Here is an 18,538-nt window from a genome sequence, read left to right as displayed (position 1 = left end):
CCATTTCCCGGGCAAACCCTGCACACGCGCAAACAAGCGCCACTCTAGGACAAAAGCCCCGGTTTCGCTCGCTGTTTTACAACCGTCGGGCGGCACACCGCGGGATTTGACTTGAAGCTCATAGACCCGCCACTGCGCCTGGATTTCGCTGAGCATTGCCACGACCAAAAATCGGACAAATCAGCAATTTGTGTAGGCCTTCACCGAAGCTGCTGCCGGATCAAGCTATGATTGGCACCCTCCAAGGACTCAGGATCAAGGACACGTCATGCGCATCGGTTTTTTGTCACCTCTGGCTCTGGCCCTGCTTGCCGGCATTTCCCTACCGGCCCAGGCCAGTTCGGACGACTCGTGTTACCCCGACTGGCGGGTGTCGCGTGACACGCTGGACCCCTGCAACAACCTGCCGTTCCTGAGCCCTGGCAATGACAGCCGGGCCAATCTGCGCTTGTTGCTGGCCGACAGGAAAGCCGCGCCGCTGACGCCCAATGCCCTGAGCGAAGATGACCTGGCCGAGGGTTTTGGCCCGGTGCCGTTCCCGGTATATCGCCTTGTGCCGCGTGGCGAAGCCGAGCCGGTCAGCACGTCCGACGCCCCCAACACCTCGCCACTCGATGCACTGCTTGAACCGCTGGGCATCAAGCGCGACGACGCCAAAGCTGCCGGCGATGCGTTTCTCAATGGCGAAGGCAGCCGCTGCCGCAGCAATGACGACAACAGCGCCGCCGCGTTTATCAGCCAGGTGGTCAAAGCCGACATGCCAGCCACCGAACGCGATCTGCTGGTGAAGGCGCGCCTGCAATTGCTCACCGCCTGTGAGTGGGTAGGCCCGGTGGTGGAGCCGCCGCAAGATATCCAGTCGACCGAAGGTCAGCTGTTTCGCACGTACCTGCAAGCCGCCGCCGATTTCTACACAGGCCGTTTCACCGACGCCGGGCCTGGCTTCGTCGCCACCCAGAACGCCGCTTCGCCCTGGCTGAAAGAAACCGCGCTGTACATGATCGCGCGTAACGCACTCAATCAGGCCCAAGCCAACACCTATGACGAAGACGGCGTGCCGCACCTCGACCGTGTGGATAAACCTGCGCTCGCCGAGGCAGAGAAAGGCTTCAACGCGTATCTGAAAACTTATCCACAGGGCGAGTACAGCGCCTCTGCGCGCGGCTTGCTGCGCCGGGTTTACTGGCTGGCGGACGACAACGAAAAACTCGCCGAGGCGTTTGCCTGGCAGCTGACCCAGGCCACCGACGAGCAGCGCAATGTGTCGGTGGATGAATTGGTCGAAGAGGCCGACCTCAAGCTGTTGATGGTCAATAGCGACACGGTCAAGACCCCGATGATCCAACTCGTCAGCGACCTGATGGTGATGCGTGGCGGCAACCAGCCCGCGCTCAGCCGCGCAGACCTTGAGAAGCAAAAAGCAGCGTTTGCCGATGAACCGGCGTTTTACGACTACTTGTTAGCCGTGAGCGCGCTGTACGTCGAGCATCAACCGGATGCCGCCTTGAAGCAGTTGCCGCACAGCGTGCCGTCGAGCCTGAATTACTTCGCCTTCAGCCAACAAACCCTGCGCGCCCTGGCCCTGGAAGCCAAGCAAGACTGGAAAGGCGCACAAGACCTGTGGCTGCAACTGCTGCCGCTGGCCAAATTGGCGCTGCAACGCGACCAGTTGGAGTTGGCCCTGGCACTCAACTACGAGCGCAGCGGCCAGCTGGCCAACGTGTTCGCCGCCGATTCGCCGATCAGCGCCAAGCAAGTGCGTTACATCCTGCTGCGCAACGTTGCCGGGCCTGACTTGCTGCGCCAGCAAATCGCCAAAGCCAACGACCCGGTGGAGCGCCAGACCGCGCAATTCGTGCTGCTCTATAAGGACTTGCTGCGCGGCCAGTTCGCCACCTTCGCCGACGACCTCAAGCAACTGCCAGCGCCGGCCCCTGAAGACAAGCTGGGCACCAGCCTGGGCTACGTCTACAGCGGCGGCCAGAGTTTGAAGCTGTTCCAGTGGAACGGTGAAAAAGCCGAATCCGGCTACAGCTGCCCAACCATCGCGCAAACCGCCGCCACCTTGCAAACCGATGCGAAAAACCCGCAAGCCCTGAACTGCTTCGGTGAATTCATCTTGCGCAATAACCTCGACGGCATGCCCCTGGAACAGGCACGCGCCGCCGGCAGCCTAGGCAGCACCGCGTCGCCATTCCCCGGTGAAACCTTCTCGCGGCTCAACGGCTACAAGCAGGTGATCGCCAACGCCAAGGCGCCGAAGAACGATAAGGCCTACGCACTGTTCCGCGCCATCAACTGCTATGCACCGGCCGGCTACAACAGCTGCGGCGGCGATGACGTTGAACCGGCCGTGCGCAAGGCCTGGTTCCGCCAGCTCAAAAGCGGCTTCGCCGACACCCAGTGGGGCAAATCGCTGCAGTACTACTGGTGAAGCACCTGTGGCTCGGCTTGCTCCTGCTGGCGAGCCCGGCCTTTGGCGCCGTCGACGCTCGCGACTACGACGCCTTCTGGCTGTGGAGTGGCGTTACTCCACAGCCAGTCCTCAAGCAGGCAAAAACCCTGTACATCCTGCAAGGCCAGATCAACTCCACCCGCCGCGCCCCCGAGCGCGGCGTGCAACTGATCGCCCAAGGCCTCGGCATCCCGCGCCTTACCCGGGGCGAGGTCTGGGTGGTCTACCGCGCCCACACTTTGCACTGGCCAGAACAGGTCTACACCCAACTGCTCGGCCAGGTGCAACGCTGGCGCGACGCGGGCAACCCGGTGGTCGGCATCCAGATCGATTTCGACGCCCGCACCCAATACCTGCAAGAATACGCCGACTTCCTGCGCGACCTGCGCCACCGCCTGCCCGCCGACTTGAAGCTGAGCATCACCGGGCTGATGGACTGGAGCAGCAATGCCGACCCAACCGCCATCGCGCAGCTCAAAGGCGTGGTGGATGAAGTGGTGGTGCAGACGTATCAAGGGCGCCACAGCATCCCGGATTACGCCGCGTATTTACCGCGCATGAACCGGCTGGGGCTGCCATTCAAGGTCGGCTTGATTCAGGGCGGCGTGTGGGAGGCACCGGGGTATTTGAAGGGGAATGAGTGGTTTCGCGGGTATGTGGTTTTTCTGCAGAATCCGTGACCCACGCACGGTTTCCATGTGGGAGCGGGCTTGCCCGCGATAGCGGCAGTTCAGTCAACGTGATGTTGAATGATATGCCCTCATCGCGGGCAAGCCCGCTCCCACAGGGTGTTGTGTTTAGCCTGCGGGATAAACAGACTGCCAACCGCCACCCAACGCCTTGTACAACCCGACCATGGCCAGCGATACGCCGGTGGAGCTTTCAACCCATTGCTCTTGCGTTGCCAATAGCGCGCTTTGCACGGTCAGCACGTTGACGAAATCCACCACGCCTTCGACGTACTGCTGTTGCGCGGTGCTCAACGCGATCTGGTTCTGGCGCACCGCTTCGGCGAGGCTGTCGCGGCGCAGTTGGCTGGCGTTGTAGCGGGTCAGCTGGTCGTCGATTTCATGCCAGGCGCGCAGCACGGTTTGCTGGTAGGCCAGCGCGGCTTCCTGTTGCTGCGCTTCACGCAGGTTCAACATGCCTTGCAGGCGCCCGCCGTTGAACAGCGGCAAGCTGAATTGCGGGCCGAAGGCGAACGCACGCGAGCCCCATGAGCCGAAATCCGACAGTTGCAAGGCCTGGGAGCCCAGGCTGCCGGACAGGGTGATGCGCGGGTAAAAGTCACCCTTGGCCACGCCGATAGTGGCGGTGGCCGCGTGCAGGCGCGCTTCGGCCTGGCGTATGTCGGGGCGGCGTTCAGCCAACTCCGACGGCAAGCCGATGGCGACCTGGCGCTGGGTTTGCGGCACGGCGGCGTCCTTGGACAACTGCGCATGCAGGGCTTGTGGCGGCTCGCCCATCAACAGGCTCAGGGCGTTGATCAATTGGTCCTGGCGCTGCTGCAAATCCGGCAGGCGCGCTTCAATGGCGGCCACTTGGGCAGCAGCTTCGGCCACGTCCAGGTCGGTCGCGACACCGTCGGCCAGGCGCAGTTGCGAGAGTTTGAGGCTGTGGCGCGCCACGTCGAGGTTTTGCTCGGTGACGGCGCGGGTGTTCTGCACGCCGCGCAACTGGATGTAGTCCTGGGCGGTTTCGGCGAGCACCGACAACAGCACGGCGCGGCGGTCGTCTTCGGCCACTTGCAGGGTGGCGTCGGCGGCTTCGGTTTCACGTTTTACACGGCCCCAGAAGTCCAATTCCCAGGCGGCGGAGAAACCCATGTCCCATTGGTTGAACGCCGAACGGCCATTCTCGCCGGACGGATCACTCAAGCCCTTAGCGCTGTTGCGCTCACGCTGATAACCACCGGTGGCGTTGACGTTGGAATAACGCTCGGCGGTGGTCACCTGGCGCACGGCGCGGCTTTGTTGCAGGCGGCTGCTGGCCAGTTTCAGGTCGAGGTTATCGGTGAGCGCACGGCGTGTGAGGGCCGAGAGTTGCGCATCGTGGAACACGTCCCACCAACGCTCCTGCAAAGGCTCGGTGACGGCGCGGCTGGCGGCTTGGCGCCCTTGGGGCTCGCCCCATTGCGTGATGTGCGGGCCTTGCGGCCGCTGGAAATCCGGGCCAACGGTACAGGCACTGAGGCTGATGAGGCTCAAGGTGAGCCAGGCAAATGGTTTCATTGCTGGGCCACCTCACGCGGCTGCGCAACAGGCTGGGTGTCGACGCTGGCCTCCACCGACATGCCGACACGCAAGCGCTCGGTCAGTGGCTGATTGGGTTCGAGCACGATTTTCACCGGAATGCGTTGCACCACCTTGGTGAAATTGCCGGTGGCGTTGTCGGGTTTGACCGAGGCGAACGTCACGCCCGTGGCGGGTGCAAGGCTTTCCAGGTGGCCCTTGAGCAGTTCGCCGTCGAGGCTGTCGACACGCACCTGCACGGCTTGGCCGGCGTGCATGTGCCACAACTGGGTTTCCTGAAAGTTGGCCACCACATAAGCCTCGGCCAAGGGCACCACGGCGAGGATCTTGCTGCCCGGCGTCACATAGGCGCCCACCCGTACCGCGCGCTCACCGACCATGCCGTCCACTGGCGCGACGATGCGCGTGTAAGAGAGTTGATAGCTGGCCATTTCGAGCGCTGCCTGGGCACGCTTGAGTCCGCCTTCGGCGGCATCGCGCTGGGCGGTGAGGATTTCCACCTGCTTGCGTTCTGCCGCGAGCACCGCCGTGGCATTGGCCAGGCGCGCGGTGGCCTGGTCGATGCGGGTCTTGGCTTGCTGGGCGTTCTGCACGGTGCCCGCGCCTACCCCGGCGAGGTGGTTGTAGCGGTTCAGTTCGTGTTCGGCAAAAGCCACTTCGGCACGGTCCGCCGCTACGGTGGCCTGGGCCTGGGCGATCACCGAGCTTTGGCGTTCGAGGGTCGCGGTGGCGTTTTTCAGTTGGGCCTGGGCGACGAGCGTGTCGGCATCGGCCGCCTGGGCGGCGGCGCGAAAATCGCGGTCATCGATCAACGCCAACAGCTGGCCGGCCTTCACGCGCTGGTTGTCTTCCACCAGCACTTCCTTGATAAAACCGGCCACGCGCGGCGCCACCAAGGTGAAGTCGGCGGCAACGAAGGCGTCGTTGGTGGTCTGGCGCTTGCTGCCCAACAGGCCCGGCGCGACCAGATAAACCAGTACACCGACGGCAAACACAGCAATAACGGCGACGGCAATTTTGTCTTTGCGTTTCATGAGAAATCCTTTTGGCTAGGTCGGTGCGCGCGGTGGAAAAATCCGCGTCGGCATCCAGAAAATCAGCAGAATCAGCGCCACCGCGACGGCGGCCATGACGTAATAAAGGTCCGAAGAAGTCAGCACCACGGCCTGCTCGTGCAGGCGGTGCGCCAGGCCCGGCGCGTCGCCGTCGGCCAGGGGCGAGTTGCCCAGGCGGTCCACCAACATGGTCGAGTGAAAGTGCAGACGCTGGGTGGTCAGCGTGTCCAGCACGGCGGTGGCGATCACGGCGGCCAGGCCTTTGACGGTGTTGAACCACGCCGAGGCGAACGGCCCGTCCATCGGTTGGATGCTGCCAGTGGAGAGCATCAGCAGCGGCAGCACGGCCATGGGCTGACCAAAGATTTGCAGCAGGTACAGGCCGTAGAAATCGTCACGAATCCACTCCGACGTCAGGTGCGAGCTGCCCACACAGCACAGCACCAGCATGCTCAAGCCAATCCCCAGGACCCAGCGGCAATCGACCCAGCGCAGGTTGCACAGCGCCGCCACCAACGGCAGCGCAATCAACTGCGGCAACGCCATCAGCAGCATCACCGGCGCAGTTTGCAGCGGCCGGTAACCCTGAACCTGGGCGAGGAAACTCGACGGGATGATGATGACCGACGTCAGCACCATCAACACGCCCGCCAGCACGATCAAGGCAAACGCCAGGTTGCGCAGGCCGAGCATCTGCAACTTGAAAAACGGAATCGGCTGCGACCATTCATTGATCAGAAACAGCACCAGCAACAGCGTGCCGCCGCTGAGCAGAAAGGTGATCAGGCCGGACTCGAACCAGTCCAGGCGATTGCCCTGCAACAAGCCGATCACCAGCATGCAGATCGCCGGGAAGCCCAGCAGCACGCCGCGCCAGTTGAACTGCTTGAAGCGCTCCAGGCGCACCGGGTCTTGCGGCAAACCGTAGGCCACGGCGGCCATCGCCAGCAGGCACGGCGCGACGATCTGCCAGAACGCCCATTGCCAGCCGACGTATTCAGTCCACAGCGCCGCCAACGGCGTGCCCAGGCTTGGGCCGAACGTGGCGGTGAGTGCGTAACCCGCCAGGCCATACAGCTTGACGTTGGCCGGCAGGAAACGCAGCGCCACGGTCATCAGCATCGGCGGCAACGCGCCACCGGCCAGGCCTTGCACGGTACGCAGCACCAGCAGGGTTTGGTAGTTCGGGGCAAACGGGCACAGGATGCCCAGCACGGTGAACACGCCGATGGCACACAGCGTGAAGCGGCGCAGGGAAAACGTCACCGAACACCAGGGCGCGAAGGCCATCGCCGCCACGGAGGTCGCCGTATAAGCCGCGACCAGCCAGGTGCCTTCGTCAAAACCGATGTACAGCGCACCACGGATATCGGCGAGGGCGACTTTGGTGACCATCTCGTTGAGACCGGACACCAGCACCGCCAGCAATACGCCGACCAAGCCAATGATGATGCGCGGGCCGAACACGGGCGGGTTGAGCGCATTGGGTTTGGCTGCAGCCTGGAGGGCGGGGGCAGCGAGGGAGGTCATGGACAGGTAACTCGGGATTAGAAATACCCGAGCAGTTTAATCAGGCACACCCATAACAAAAAGTTACTTGCTGGAAGCTTATAAGTGCGTCAGACGCAACTGTTGGGCCACGCACTTATCCCGTGGTAGCTGGCTCGCCACGACAAGCCAGTGCCTACACTTTAGGTGGGCTGCGCTTCCAGCCAGGTAGCGTGGCAGCTTTCGCGCATGGTTTCGCGCAGCCACTTATGGGCAGGGTCTTTGTCGAAACGCGGGTGCCAGAACTGGGCCAGCATCAGCGTCGGCAGGGAGATCGGCAATTGGAATGCGCGCAGGGGCAGCTTCAGGCGATTGGCACTCAGCAGGGCTTCCTTGGGCACCGGCAGCAGCAGGTCGGAATCGGGCAGCATGAACATCGCGCCATGAAAGCCTGGGGCGATCATGGCCACGCGGCGCTCCAGGCCCAGGGCATTGAGCGCCGTGTCGATTGGCCCGCGGGCGATGCCGCGTCGCGAAATGCTGATGTGGGAGTAGCTGGCAAACCGCGCGGCGGTGATTTCTTCGTCGAACAGTGGGTGGTCCTCGCGCGCAAGGCCCACAAAGGTGGTGGAAAACAGGTTCTGCACCTTCACTTCGGGGCTGGACGGCATGGAATTACTCACCCGCAGGTCCAGCCGGCCTTCACGCAAAGCCTCGTCATCGGTGTCGCCTTCGGGCACAAAACACAGCTCGCACAGCGGTGCCATGCGTTCCATGGTGTCGAACAGCCGACCGCCATACACGCCGATAAAGAAGTCATTGGCACGCACGCTGAAACGCCGGCGCAAGGTGCTGAGGTCAACCTGGTCTGCCGAGCGGAACAACAACGCCGCCTGCTCCACCACGTTGCGCACCTGGCCTTGCAACTGCAGCGCCTTGGGCGTTGGCACCAGGCCGCGACCGGCGCGCACCAGGATCGGGTCGCCCACCGCTTCGCGAATACGCGTGAGGGTGCGGCTCATGGCGGCCGGGCTCAGGTTCATCCGCCGTGCGGCGCCGACCACACTGCCCTCGTCGAGCAAGGCGTCGAGGGCGACCAGCAGGTTCATGTCCGGTAGTTGCATGCCAAGCACTCGTGTTCAGTGGGGCGTGAAGCGCACGCAATCGTAGCAGGCTTTACAGGTAGCGCCTCAAGTTGCGCGGCAGGTACTGAGCATAAGTGGATTTGGGATGAGCCTGACACTTGCGCACGATATCCGGCAGGGATTGTTCCAGTTCATCGGCTCGGGCCAGGCTCTCGTTGTAGTCGCTTTTACCGGTGAACGCCGGAAACATCACCGCCACACGGGTAATAGCAAAGCTCTTCATGGCGATCAACGGGCGGGCGGGATGGTCACGGCGAAATTGGCTGACTTCTTCGCTCAACGCGCTGCAGGTTTGATAGGTAGTTTGCGTAAAAGACAGTTGAGTCGCTTCTTCCTTGCTTGCCGGTTCAGGCGTGAAAACCATATCGTTTTGCGCCTCAAGCACCGCTGGCTGATCGGCGTTTACCGCCCAGGCTTTGAACCGCCATTGACTGGCCGCCTCCACGGCAGCCGCGCCGAATGCAGGCTGGGTGGCACTGATCGCTTTGACATCGCTGACGGTTCCGTCGTTGTGAATATTCAGGCTGATGCGCGCATGCCCTTGGAGGTTGATCAGGTTTGCCGGGTAATGCGGCTTGGACATGGACACCGCTTCAGGCTTGAATTGAGCAAACACCGACGTCGACAAAAATAAAGCCGCAGCCAAGACAAAAAACCGCATCGCCGTAAATCCTTCTACCGGGAATGCCTGACGTCAAGGCGACGTCAGGTTCGGCCGGCATTATCGGACTCAGCGAGACCAATGAGCAATCATTCCTATTTGAAGAGGATCGTTCCTACAGATAAGTAGGATCAACGCTGCATGCCCCAGCGCTTCACCGTCAGCCGTTCAACGGTGTTGAACACCAGATTCTCGACCAGCAACCCGATCAGGATGACCACCGCCAAGCCGGCAAACACCTTGTCGGTGTACAGCTCATTGCGGTTCTGGAAGATGTACCAACCCAAACCGCCCTTGCCGCTGCTGGCGCCGAACACCAGCTCGGCAGCGATCAACGTGCGCCAGGCAAATGCCCAGCCGATTTTCAACCCGGCAAGAATCGACGGCAGCGCCGCCGGGATCAGGATGAACAGCACAAAACGCATGCCCTTGAGGCCGTAGTTGCGGCCCGCCATGCGCAGGGTTTCAGAGACGCCGAGAAACCCCGAATACGTGTTCAGCGCCAAGGCCCACAGCACCGAATGCACCAGCACGAAAATCAGGCTGTTCTGCCCCAGGCCGAACCACAGCAGGGCCAGCGGCAGCAATGCAATGGCCGGCAGCGGGTTGAACATCGAGGTCAGTGTGCTCAGCACGTCGCGGCCAAGCTGGGTCGAGACCGCCAGCGTGGTCAGGGCAAACGCCAGCACGATGCCGATCACATAGCCCTTGATCAGCACCGCCAGCGAGATGCTCACTTTGCTCAACAACTCACCGCTGAGCAGGCCGTCGAATAACGCTTGAGAGGTCTGCAAAAAGCTCGGCAGCAGCAGGTCATTGTTCTGGTAACGCGCGACTGCCTCCCAGAGGATCGCCAGCACGATCAGGATCAGGCCCTTGCGCAGCCAGCCTTGCTGCCACAAACGTTGGCGCAGCGGCAGCTCGCGTTCAACGGGAACGCTGAGCAGCGGTTCGAGGTGTACTTCAAATTCCTGGCGCATACGTCGGCCTCTCAGTAAGCGATGCGGATATCGGCGAAACCCAACTCACGTTCGGCCTCGGGCGCTTCATCGAACAGCAGGCGATGAATGCGCCGCGCCGACGCCTGGAATTCCACACCGCCAAGGCTGTGCAGGTCGTATTGATGGCTATGGATTTCCGCACGCACACGCCCCGGGTGCGGCGACAGCAACAGGATGCGATTTCCCACCACCAAGGCTTCTTCGATGGAATGGGTGACGAACAACAGCGTGAAGCGCACCTCTTCCCAGAGCAGCAGCAGTTCTTCCTGCATCTTGCGTCGGGTCAAGGCGTCGAGGGCGGCGAAGGGTTCATCCATCAGCAGGATTTTTGGCTGCATGGCCAGGGCGCGAGCGATCGCCACACGGGCTTTCATGCCGCCGGACAAGGTGTGCGGGTAAGCATCGGCAAAAGCGCTGAGGCCGACTTTTTCGAGGTAGTACAGCGCACGCTCTTCGGCTTCGCGACGCTTCAAGGTTTTGGACGCCAGCAGCGGGAACATCACGTTCTGCTTGACGGTTTTCCACGGCGGCAACTGGTCGAATTCCTGGAACACCACGATGCGGTCCGGGCCGGGTTGTTCGACCTTTTGACCGAGCAGGCGAATCTCGCCTTCGCAGGGTTTGATAAACCCGGCGATGGACTTGAGCAAGGTGGATTTGCCGCAGCCCGAAGGGCCGAGCAGCACGTAGCGATCAGCCGGGTCGATCTCGAAACTGACCTGATGGGTGGCCCGCACTACGCGCTCGGGGGTGCGGTATTCGAGGCTGACGTGGTCCACCGCCAACAGCGGCTGGGCGGTGTTCAGGTTGCTGGCCGCGTGGCCTTGCAGGGGCGCGTTCATTTCAACTCTCTTGCCGAGGATCAGGATTAGAAAGGCGCATCGCCCTGAATGGTGGTGCGAAACAGCTTGCGGCGCAGGTGGCTCGGGCAACCGGCGGCCAGGTGGATCAGCGAGCGGTTGTCCCAGAACACCAGGTCGTGGGGCTGCCACTGGTGGCGGTAGATGTTGTGCGCCAGCACGCTGTGGGCGTAGAGCTGGGCCAGCAGGTCGTGGCTTTCATCTTCGGGCAGGCCGACGATGCGGGTGGTGAAACCTTCACTGACGAACAGCGCCTTGCGGCCGTTTTCCGGATGAGTGCGCACGATCGGGTGCACCACTTCGGCCACTTGGGCCAGCTGCTCAGGCGTCAGGGTCGGCCGCCAATTGCCTTCGAATTTGGTTTCGCTGTAGCGCGCGGTGTAGGAATGCGCAGCGCTGCGGCCCTCCACCGCTTTGCGCAGGTGCTCGGGCAGTTGGTCCCAGGCTTTGTGCATGTCGGCAAACAGTGTGTCGCCGCCTTCGGAGGGCAGCTCTTGGGCGTGCAGCATTGAGCCCAGGCTTGGCAGCTCTTTATAGGACAGGTCCGAGTGCCAGAACTTGCCCGCGTCCCCCAGGCCGATGGATTGGCCGTTTTCGATGATGTTGGAGACGATCAGGATTTCCGGGTGGTTGGCCAGCAGGAACTGCTTGAGCACGTGGATCTGCAGCACACCGAAGCGGCGGCTGAAGGCGATCTGTTGTTCGGGGGTGATGCGCTGGTCGCGGAACACCACGACGTGGTGATCCAGGTGCGCGCGGTGGATGCGTGCGAAGTCCTGGTCGTTAACCGGGCGAGACAAATTCAGGCCGACGATCTCGGCGCCAACGCTTCCGGGGAATGGGCGGATGTCGAAGGTTTGGGCGGTTGGGGTCGCTGTTGGAACAGTAGAGGTGGCGGACATGAGGGCACTCCCGGTCGGACAGGAGAGTGACTTTATAGATATAAGAACGGCCGATTAAATACCGTTAGTGAATATCGATATGCATTAGGGTGGGGGTCTGTGGTGAAGCTGATGGCGCCATCGCAGGCAAGCCAGCTCCCACATTTTGATTTGTGAACACATTCAAATGTGGGAGCCGGGCTTGCCTGCGATGAGGCCCTGGCAGGCGATAGAGATTACCGCTCGTGCAACGCCTCGGCCCGCGCCTTGATGATCGGTTTGAGCAGGTAGCTCAGGATGCTTTTTTTGCCCGTGATGATGTCCACCGAGGCGACCATGCCGGGGATGATCAGCAGCGGCTTCTCATCGGTGCCCAAATGGCTGCGGTCGGTGCGCAAGGTGATCATGTAGTAGGTGGTTTTCTTGTCTTCGTCGGTGATGGTGTCAGCACCGATGCGTTCGAGCTTGGCCTTCAGCCCGCCATAAATGGTGTAGTCATAGGCGGTGAATTTGACGATCGCTTCTTGCCCAGGGTGCAGGAACGCAATGTCTTGCGGGCGGATCTTGGCTTCGACCAGCAGGGTGTCGTTAAGCGGCACGATTTCGACCATGTCGCTGCCCGGCTGGATCACGCCGCCGACAGTGTTGACCAGCAGCTGCTTGACGATACCGCGCACTGGCGAGGTGACCAGCGTGCGGCTGACGCGGTCTTCGAGGGCGCGGCCGGTGGATTCGGCCTTATTCAGTTCGGTGCGCGCTTCGTTGAGTTGGGTCAGCGCTTCACTGCGGAATTTGCCCCGGGTTTCGTCGATCTTGCGCTGCACTTCCTTGATCGCTGATTCGGCACGGGGAATCGCCAGGGTGGTGGCGTCCAACTGGCCACGGGTTTCCATCTCGGCGCGCTTGAGGCGCAGCACTTCCACCGGCGACACCGCACCCTGGGCCACCAACGGCTCGGACATGTTGATTTCCTGACGCTGCAGGGACAACTGGCTGCGGTACTGGCCTTGCTTGGAGGTGAACTCGCGCAGTTCCTGTTGACGCTGCACCAGCTGCTCCTGCAAACCGCCGACTTCGTCTTTCAACTGCTGGCGACGGCTTTCATACAGCGAGCGCTCGTTGGCCGCCTGGCTTGGTGCGGCCTTGAGCACGTCGTCGGGAATGTTCAGCGGGCGGTCGTCCACTTGCGCGCTCAGGCGCTCGACGCGCAGTTGCATGGCCAGGCGCAAGGCTTCGGTTTCGCCAGCGTTGGAGACAAACCGCGTGTCGTCGAGGCGAATCAGCGGCGCGCCGGCTTCGACGATCTGGCCTTCCTTGACGAACAGCTCGGAGACGATGCCGCCTTCCAGGTTCTGGATTTTTTGCAGCTTGGACGACGGAATCGCCTTGCCGTCGCCGCGGGTGACTTCGTCGATGCTGGAGAAGCCCGCCCACACGACCAGGAATACGAAGAACGCAATGATCGCCCAAATGGTCAGGCGGATGACCCGCGGTGCATCTTCGATCAGCGCTTTGTTGACCTCAGGCAGCGGCTGGCCCTGCAACGAATCGGAGCCTTTGAAGTAGCGGCCGACCGCGCTTTTGATGGAGTTAAGCAACACTGATCTGCCCCTTTTTCAACGCTTCCATAACCACGGCTTTCGGGCCGTCCGCGAGGATCTGCCCACGGTCGACCACCAGCAGGCGGTCCACCAGCGAGAGCAGTGAGGCACGGTGCGTGACCAGCACCACGGTCTTGTTTTGCACCACGGCTTGCAGGCGTTGTTTCAAGCGTTCTTCACCGGTGTTGTCCATGGCGCTGGTGGGTTCGTCCAACAGCAGGATGGGCGGGTTGAGCAACAGCGCACGGGCCAGGGCGACGTTCTGGCGCTGGCCGCCGGACAGGTTCTGCCCACGCTCGCCAACTTGCAGTTCATAGCCTTGCGGGTGCAGGCGCGCGAATTCGTGCACGCCGGCCAGTTCGGCGGCTTGCAGGACCATTTCGTCTTCGACATAACGCGCACCCGAGACCAGGTTGTCGCGCAGGGTGCCGGCCAGCAGCTGGATGTCTTGGGCGACGTAGCCGATGTTGTGGCGTAATTCGCTCACGTCGATCTGGCGTACGTCCACGCCGTCCACCAGCAAGGCGCCGGAGTCGGGCTGGTACAGGCCGACGATCAGCTTGGCCAGGGAGCTTTTACCCGAGCCGCTGCGGCCGATGATGCCGATTTTTTCGCCGGGCTTGATCACCAGGTTGATGTTTTTCAGCGCGGCGTTCTGCTGGTTCGGGTAGGTGAAGTTCAAGCCTCGACACTCGATGGCACCTTGCAGGGTGCGGCGGCTCATCGGGCGTTCTTCGAAATTGCGCTCCTGGGGCAGCTCCATCATCTGGTCCACCGAGGTCATGGTGACCTTGGCTTGCTGGTAGCGGGTCAGCAGGCCCGACAGCGAGGCCAGCGGGCTCAGCGCACGGCCACTGAGCATGTAGCAGGCAATCAGGCCGCCCATGCTGAGGTTGCCGTCGATGATCTGGTACACGCCGAACACGATCATGATCACGCCGGCCAGTTGCTGGATCAGCAGGGTCATGTTCATCGACAGGCCCGACAGCAACTTCACGCGCAGCTCCAGCCGGCTGAGGGTGCCGATGGTCTGTTCCCAGCCGTACTGACGCTCGCTCTCGGCGTTGTTGACCTTGACCGCGTCCAAACCTGCGAGGGTTTCGATCAGGCTCGACTGGCGCTCGGCAGCCAGGGCCATGGTCCGCTCCATGGTCGCTACCAACGGTTTTTGCAGGGCGTAGCCGATGCCCAGGGCAATCGGGAAAGCCAGTACCGGAATCCACACCAAGTGGCCGCCGAGGATGGCGATCACCAGGAAAATCAGCAGGGTGAACGGCAGGTCGATCAGGCTGGTGAGGGTCAGCGACGCGAGGAAATCGCGCAGGCTTTGAAACTCATGGATGTTCTGCGCGAAGCTCCCGACCCGTGCCGGGCGGTACTTCATGGACATGCCGACAATGCGCTCGAACAGCGTGGCCGAGATGATCAGGTCGGTTTTTTTGCCGGCCAGGTCCAGGCACAGGCTGCGCAGGCTCTTGAGCACCAGGTCGAACAGGTACGCGCCGCCGATGCCCACGGCCAACACCCACAAGGTGGAGGTGGCCTGGTTGGGCACTACTCGATCGTAGACGTTCATCACAAACAGCGGCGCCGCCATGGCGATGATGTTGATCAGGAAGCTGGCGGCGATGGCGTCGGTGTAGAGCCAGCGCGAACGCTTGAGGGTATCGCGAAACCACGAGCGCGCTCGCGGGATCAGGGTGCCGTGGTTGACGTCGAATTTGTGCTGCGGCTGGGCGAAGAAAACTTTGCCGATGTAATCGTCGACCAACAGCTCACGCTTGATCAGCACCTCACCGCCGTCGCTTTCGCTGAGCAGAATGCGGGCTTCGTCTTCGCCTTGCCAACCCACCAGCACGGTACTGCGACCGTCCTTGAGCAACAGCAGCGCCGGCAGTGCGATGGTCGGAATCTGTTCCAGCTTGCGTTGCAGCACCCGCCCTTGCAGGCCGGCACGTGCGGCTGCGCGCGGCAGCAACTCGGCACTCAGGCGCTGCGAAGGCAGCGGCAGGCCGGTGGTGAGCATGGCCGCGCTGGCCGGTTTTTGATGCAAGGCACAAAGTGCCAACAACCCGTCCAGTAACGGGTCGTCGTGCAGCGTGCGTGGATCATGACTGAGATGAACTCGACTGACTTCGGATTCCACGCGCTGCACTCTCGACTAACAGATGGGGCTATAGGGGTGACTCAATTCATCCCAGGCAGTTGGACTTTTGGCTTCACGTCGTTCTGTACGACGGAGGCCATCGGTGCGACCACGCCCTGACTTTTGAGCAATTCGCCCATGGTCGCCTTGATTCGATATTGAGTAAATAACTGAATGTTCTTGATCTCTTCCAGACGACGCGAAGCGGTGAACAATTCGTTCTCGCTGTCGAGCAAGTCGAGCAGGGTACGCTGGCCCAGGCTGAACTGCTGCTGGTAAGAGGTGCGCACACGGGTGCTGTGATCCACGTATTGCTGGGCTACCGGCAATTGCGCGTTGGCGTTGTTCAAGGCGTTCCAGGCCAGGCCCAGTTCTTCGTTGAGTTGGCGCAAGGCGTTGTTGCGGATATCCAGTGCCTGGTTGGCCTGGTAGGACTTCGATTGCAGGTCAGCCTTGTTGCTGCCACCGGCGAACAGGTTGAAGCGCATGCGCACCATGGCTTCCCAACCGTTGCTGTGGCCGGCATCGCCGCCGACGTTGTTGTCGGCATTAGTGCCCAGCTCTGCATCAAAGTGCGGGTAGAAGGTGGATTTGGCAGCTTCGTACTGACTTTCGGCGGCGGAAATATCCGACTCGGCCGAGCGCAGGACCGGGCTGTTGTCGAGCATCTGGCGACGTGCTTCGTTGAAGTCAGCCGGCAGCATGGCCACGAACGGCGCCGGGCGCTCGAGCTGGTCGGGCATCTGGCCGACGGCGCTGAGGTAATTGACCTGGGAGTCGGCCAGGTTGGTCTGCTCGGTGATCAGGTTGTTGCGGGCCTGGGCCAGACGCGCTTCGGCCTGGTCCTGGTCGGCACCGTTACCGACGCCGCGCTGGGTGCGCAGCTTGATCTGGTCGTAAATGCGTTCGTGGTTGCGCAGGTTTTCTTCAGCCAGGCGCACGAACTCACGGCGTGTCAGCACATCCAGGTACACCTGGGCGACAGTCAACCCGGTGCGCTCGGAAGTACCCAGCAAGGAGTAAGCGCGGGAATTGACGTTGGCTTGTTGGCGCCCGACTTCGCTGGAGGTGGCGAAACCGTCAAAAATCATCTGCTGCAGACGCAGGCTCGATTCGCCGCGGTTGTGGGTGTCCCACTGGTTGCCGTTCGGGCCGCTGGCGGCGCGCGTGTTGGAATCGTCGGTGCCTTCACGACCATAACCGGCGTTCAGGTCTACGCGAGGCAAGTAACCACCTTGTGCAGCGCGTAAATCGTAATCAGCGGCGATACGGCTATTCACGCCGGCTTGAATTTCCGGGTGCACGTCTAATGCCTGTTGCATGGCCTGGGGCAATGTTTGGGCTTGTACAAAACTGGCGGCGAGTACGAACGGTATTGCCTTGAACAGGTGCAAACGCATTTAAAAATTCCCCAGGACTTCTTGTCTCAAATCACAGCGATTGGCCTCGCTGAGTCGGATAATGGCTACCGTAATGACCGTACGTCGGAAAGTTCAAATAGCGGAACTGCTTCACACATGTAGGACGGTTCGCCGCATGAATATCAATGTGACATTACAGGGCCAATTGTTTAGGATGGCGACCAGAAGGTCAATAGTTTGGCATAAACTAGATAGCGAATAAATCTAGCCAATTATTTGACGCCAATAAGTAATTAGACTACGCCCCCTCCTGTTTGGCCCTCGCACTTGCGAGCGGCCGCATGGATATCATCAGAAACGGATCGCCGGAGAAATCTTTAATGAGCAGTGTTGTTGCCATCGTCAAAAGCATTGTTGGTCAAGTTTTCGTTATTTCTCCGGAAGGGACACGCCGCGTCCTCGTTGAAGGTGATCGCCTGTTCGCGGGCGACCAGGTAGACACCGGCATGTCCGGCGCGGTCAGCCTGGAACTGGCCGACGGCCGCACGCTGGACCTCGGTCGGGATACCCAATGGAGCGCCGACATGCCGGACTCCAGCCTTGATCTGGCCGCAGCCACCGAGCAGGCCGCGCCGTCAGTTGCCGAGCTGCAGCAAGCCATCGCCGCCGGCGCCGACCCGACCACGGACCTGGAAGCCACTGCCGCAGGCGCAACCGCTGCCGGTAACGGCGCCGCGGGCGGCGGCCACAGCTTCGTCGTGCTGGACGCGACCGCAGGCCGCGTCGACCCGACCATCGGCTTCCCGACCGGCCCTCTGGGCCAGACCACGGCGACACAAACCCAACTGGCGGGCGCCCAAGGCTCGACCGACAACAGCGGCAACCTGGTGCTGCAGGCGTCCACCCTGTCGCTGAGCGCAACCCCGAGCATCACCGAAGCCGGCGGCGTGCTGACCTACACCGCCACGGTGACCCAGGCGCCTTCCAGCAACCTGAACATCACGCTGTCCAACGGCGCAGTGATCACCATCATTGCCGGCCAGACCACCGGCACCGTCAACGTACCGCTGGCGCCGAATGACAGCCCCTACATCGATCCAAGCCAGATCAGCGTCAACGTCACCGGCACCACTGGCGGCAACAACCTGGTACTGACCCTCGACCCTAATCCGGCCGTGACTCAGATTACCGATACCATCGACACCACCACGGTGACGCTGACAGCGGGCGGAACAGTGACCGAAGGCGGTCAGATCACTTACACCGCGACACTGACTAATCCTGCGCAGACGCCGGTGACGGTCACTTTGAGCAATGGCTCGGTGATCACCATCAAGGCCGGAGAATCGGTTGGCACCGTGGTGGTGGATACGCCGGCTAACGACGTTTACAACAATGGTTCGACTGTTAGCACCACTATTACTGGGGCAACGGGCGGTAACTTTGAGAACCTGGTGCCGAGTACTGCGCCTGCGGTCACCACGATTACTGATTCGATTGATACCACTACCGTTACGTTGACGGCTGGCGAGACTGTCACCGAAGGCGGTCAGATCACTTACACCGCGACACTGACTAATCCTGCGCAGACGCCGGTGACGGTCACTTTGAGCAATGGCTCGGTGATCACCA

The 18,538-nt window shown here is 61.7% G+C and carries 14 protein-coding genes; 3 read left to right on the top strand and 11 right to left on the bottom strand.

The window, feature by feature from the left end; all coding sequences use genetic code 11:
- The first annotated feature begins 268 nt into the window (after window positions 1-268).
- Together FPT15_RS07180 and FPT15_RS07175 are read left to right on the top strand one after the other, a co-directional pair.
- Window positions 269-2,434 (top strand): outer membrane assembly lipoprotein YfiO, encoded by a 2,166-nt coding sequence (locus FPT15_RS07180; protein ID WP_145159621.1) that lies wholly within the window; start codon window positions 269-271, stop codon window positions 2,432-2,434.
- Window positions 2,431-3,135: a DUF3142 domain-containing protein gene (locus tag FPT15_RS07175; RefSeq protein WP_145159619.1), complete on the top strand. Its 705-nt coding sequence runs from the start codon at window positions 2,431-2,433 to the stop codon at window positions 3,133-3,135. Before FPT15_RS07180 ends, FPT15_RS07175 begins: the two co-directional genes overlap by 4 nt.
- A gap of 117 nt (window positions 3,136-3,252) precedes the next feature.
- Here FPT15_RS07175 and FPT15_RS07165 read toward each other — a convergent pair whose 3' ends face one another.
- The 11 genes from FPT15_RS07165 to FPT15_RS07115 form a co-directional block, all read right to left on the bottom strand.
- Window positions 3,253-4,686, bottom strand: a complete 1,434-nt coding sequence (locus tag FPT15_RS07165) for an efflux transporter outer membrane subunit (RefSeq protein WP_145159617.1) — start codon at window positions 4,684-4,686, stop codon at window positions 3,253-3,255.
- Window positions 4,683-5,741, bottom strand: coding sequence for an HlyD family secretion protein (locus FPT15_RS07160; protein ID WP_106577311.1), 1,059 nt, complete (start codon window positions 5,739-5,741; stop codon window positions 4,683-4,685). The genes FPT15_RS07165 and FPT15_RS07160 overlap by 4 nt, the downstream gene beginning before the upstream one ends.
- 15 nt (window positions 5,742-5,756) lie before the next feature.
- The gene (locus tag FPT15_RS07155; protein WP_145159615.1) at window positions 5,757-7,292 is read right to left on the bottom strand and encodes an MFS transporter; all 1,536 of its coding nucleotides are present in this window, start codon (window positions 7,290-7,292) and stop codon (window positions 5,757-5,759) included.
- Between the two features lie 161 nt (window positions 7,293-7,453).
- Window positions 7,454-8,374, bottom strand: coding sequence for a LysR family transcriptional regulator (locus tag FPT15_RS07150; RefSeq protein WP_145159612.1), 921 nt, complete (start codon window positions 8,372-8,374; stop codon window positions 7,454-7,456).
- A gap of 52 nt (window positions 8,375-8,426) precedes the next feature.
- Window positions 8,427-9,056 (bottom strand): TonB family protein, encoded by a 630-nt coding sequence (locus FPT15_RS07145; protein WP_145159610.1) that lies wholly within the window; start codon window positions 9,054-9,056, stop codon window positions 8,427-8,429.
- A 131-nt stretch (window positions 9,057-9,187) separates the two neighbouring features.
- Complete coding sequence (locus tag FPT15_RS07140) at window positions 9,188-10,036, bottom strand: ABC transporter permease (protein WP_145159608.1); 849 nt, start codon at window positions 10,034-10,036, stop codon at window positions 9,188-9,190.
- Window positions 10,037-10,047: 11 nt separating this feature from the next.
- Window positions 10,048-10,899, bottom strand: coding sequence for an ABC transporter ATP-binding protein (locus tag FPT15_RS07135; RefSeq protein WP_145159606.1), 852 nt, complete (start codon window positions 10,897-10,899; stop codon window positions 10,048-10,050).
- A 26-nt stretch (window positions 10,900-10,925) separates the two neighbouring features.
- Complete coding sequence (locus FPT15_RS07130) at window positions 10,926-11,819, bottom strand: TauD/TfdA family dioxygenase (RefSeq protein ID WP_145159604.1); 894 nt, start codon at window positions 11,817-11,819, stop codon at window positions 10,926-10,928.
- 215 nt (window positions 11,820-12,034) lie between these two features.
- Window positions 12,035-13,399, bottom strand: a complete 1,365-nt coding sequence (locus tag FPT15_RS07125) for an HlyD family type I secretion periplasmic adaptor subunit (protein WP_106577304.1) — start codon at window positions 13,397-13,399, stop codon at window positions 12,035-12,037.
- Window positions 13,389-15,545 (bottom strand): type I secretion system permease/ATPase, encoded by a 2,157-nt coding sequence (locus FPT15_RS07120; protein WP_119738405.1) that lies wholly within the window; start codon window positions 15,543-15,545, stop codon window positions 13,389-13,391. Before FPT15_RS07120 ends, FPT15_RS07125 begins: the two co-directional genes overlap by 11 nt.
- A 41-nt stretch (window positions 15,546-15,586) precedes the next feature.
- The gene (locus FPT15_RS07115; protein ID WP_145159602.1) at window positions 15,587-16,945 is read right to left on the bottom strand and encodes a TolC family outer membrane protein; all 1,359 of its coding nucleotides are present in this window, start codon (window positions 16,943-16,945) and stop codon (window positions 15,587-15,589) included.
- Between the two features lie 341 nt (window positions 16,946-17,286).
- On the opposite strand from FPT15_RS07115, the gene FPT15_RS07110 reads away from it, so the two are divergent.
- Window positions 17,287-18,538 (top strand): retention module-containing protein (locus FPT15_RS07110; RefSeq protein WP_145159600.1); only part of this gene is annotated, 1,252 nt, incomplete at its 3' end.

The organism is Pseudomonas sp. RGB (assembly GCF_007713445.1).
Taxonomy (GTDB): domain Bacteria; phylum Pseudomonadota; class Gammaproteobacteria; order Pseudomonadales; family Pseudomonadaceae; genus Aquipseudomonas.
Note: the sequence above shows the minus strand (reverse complement) of the source record. Positions and strands in the feature narration are given on the sequence as shown.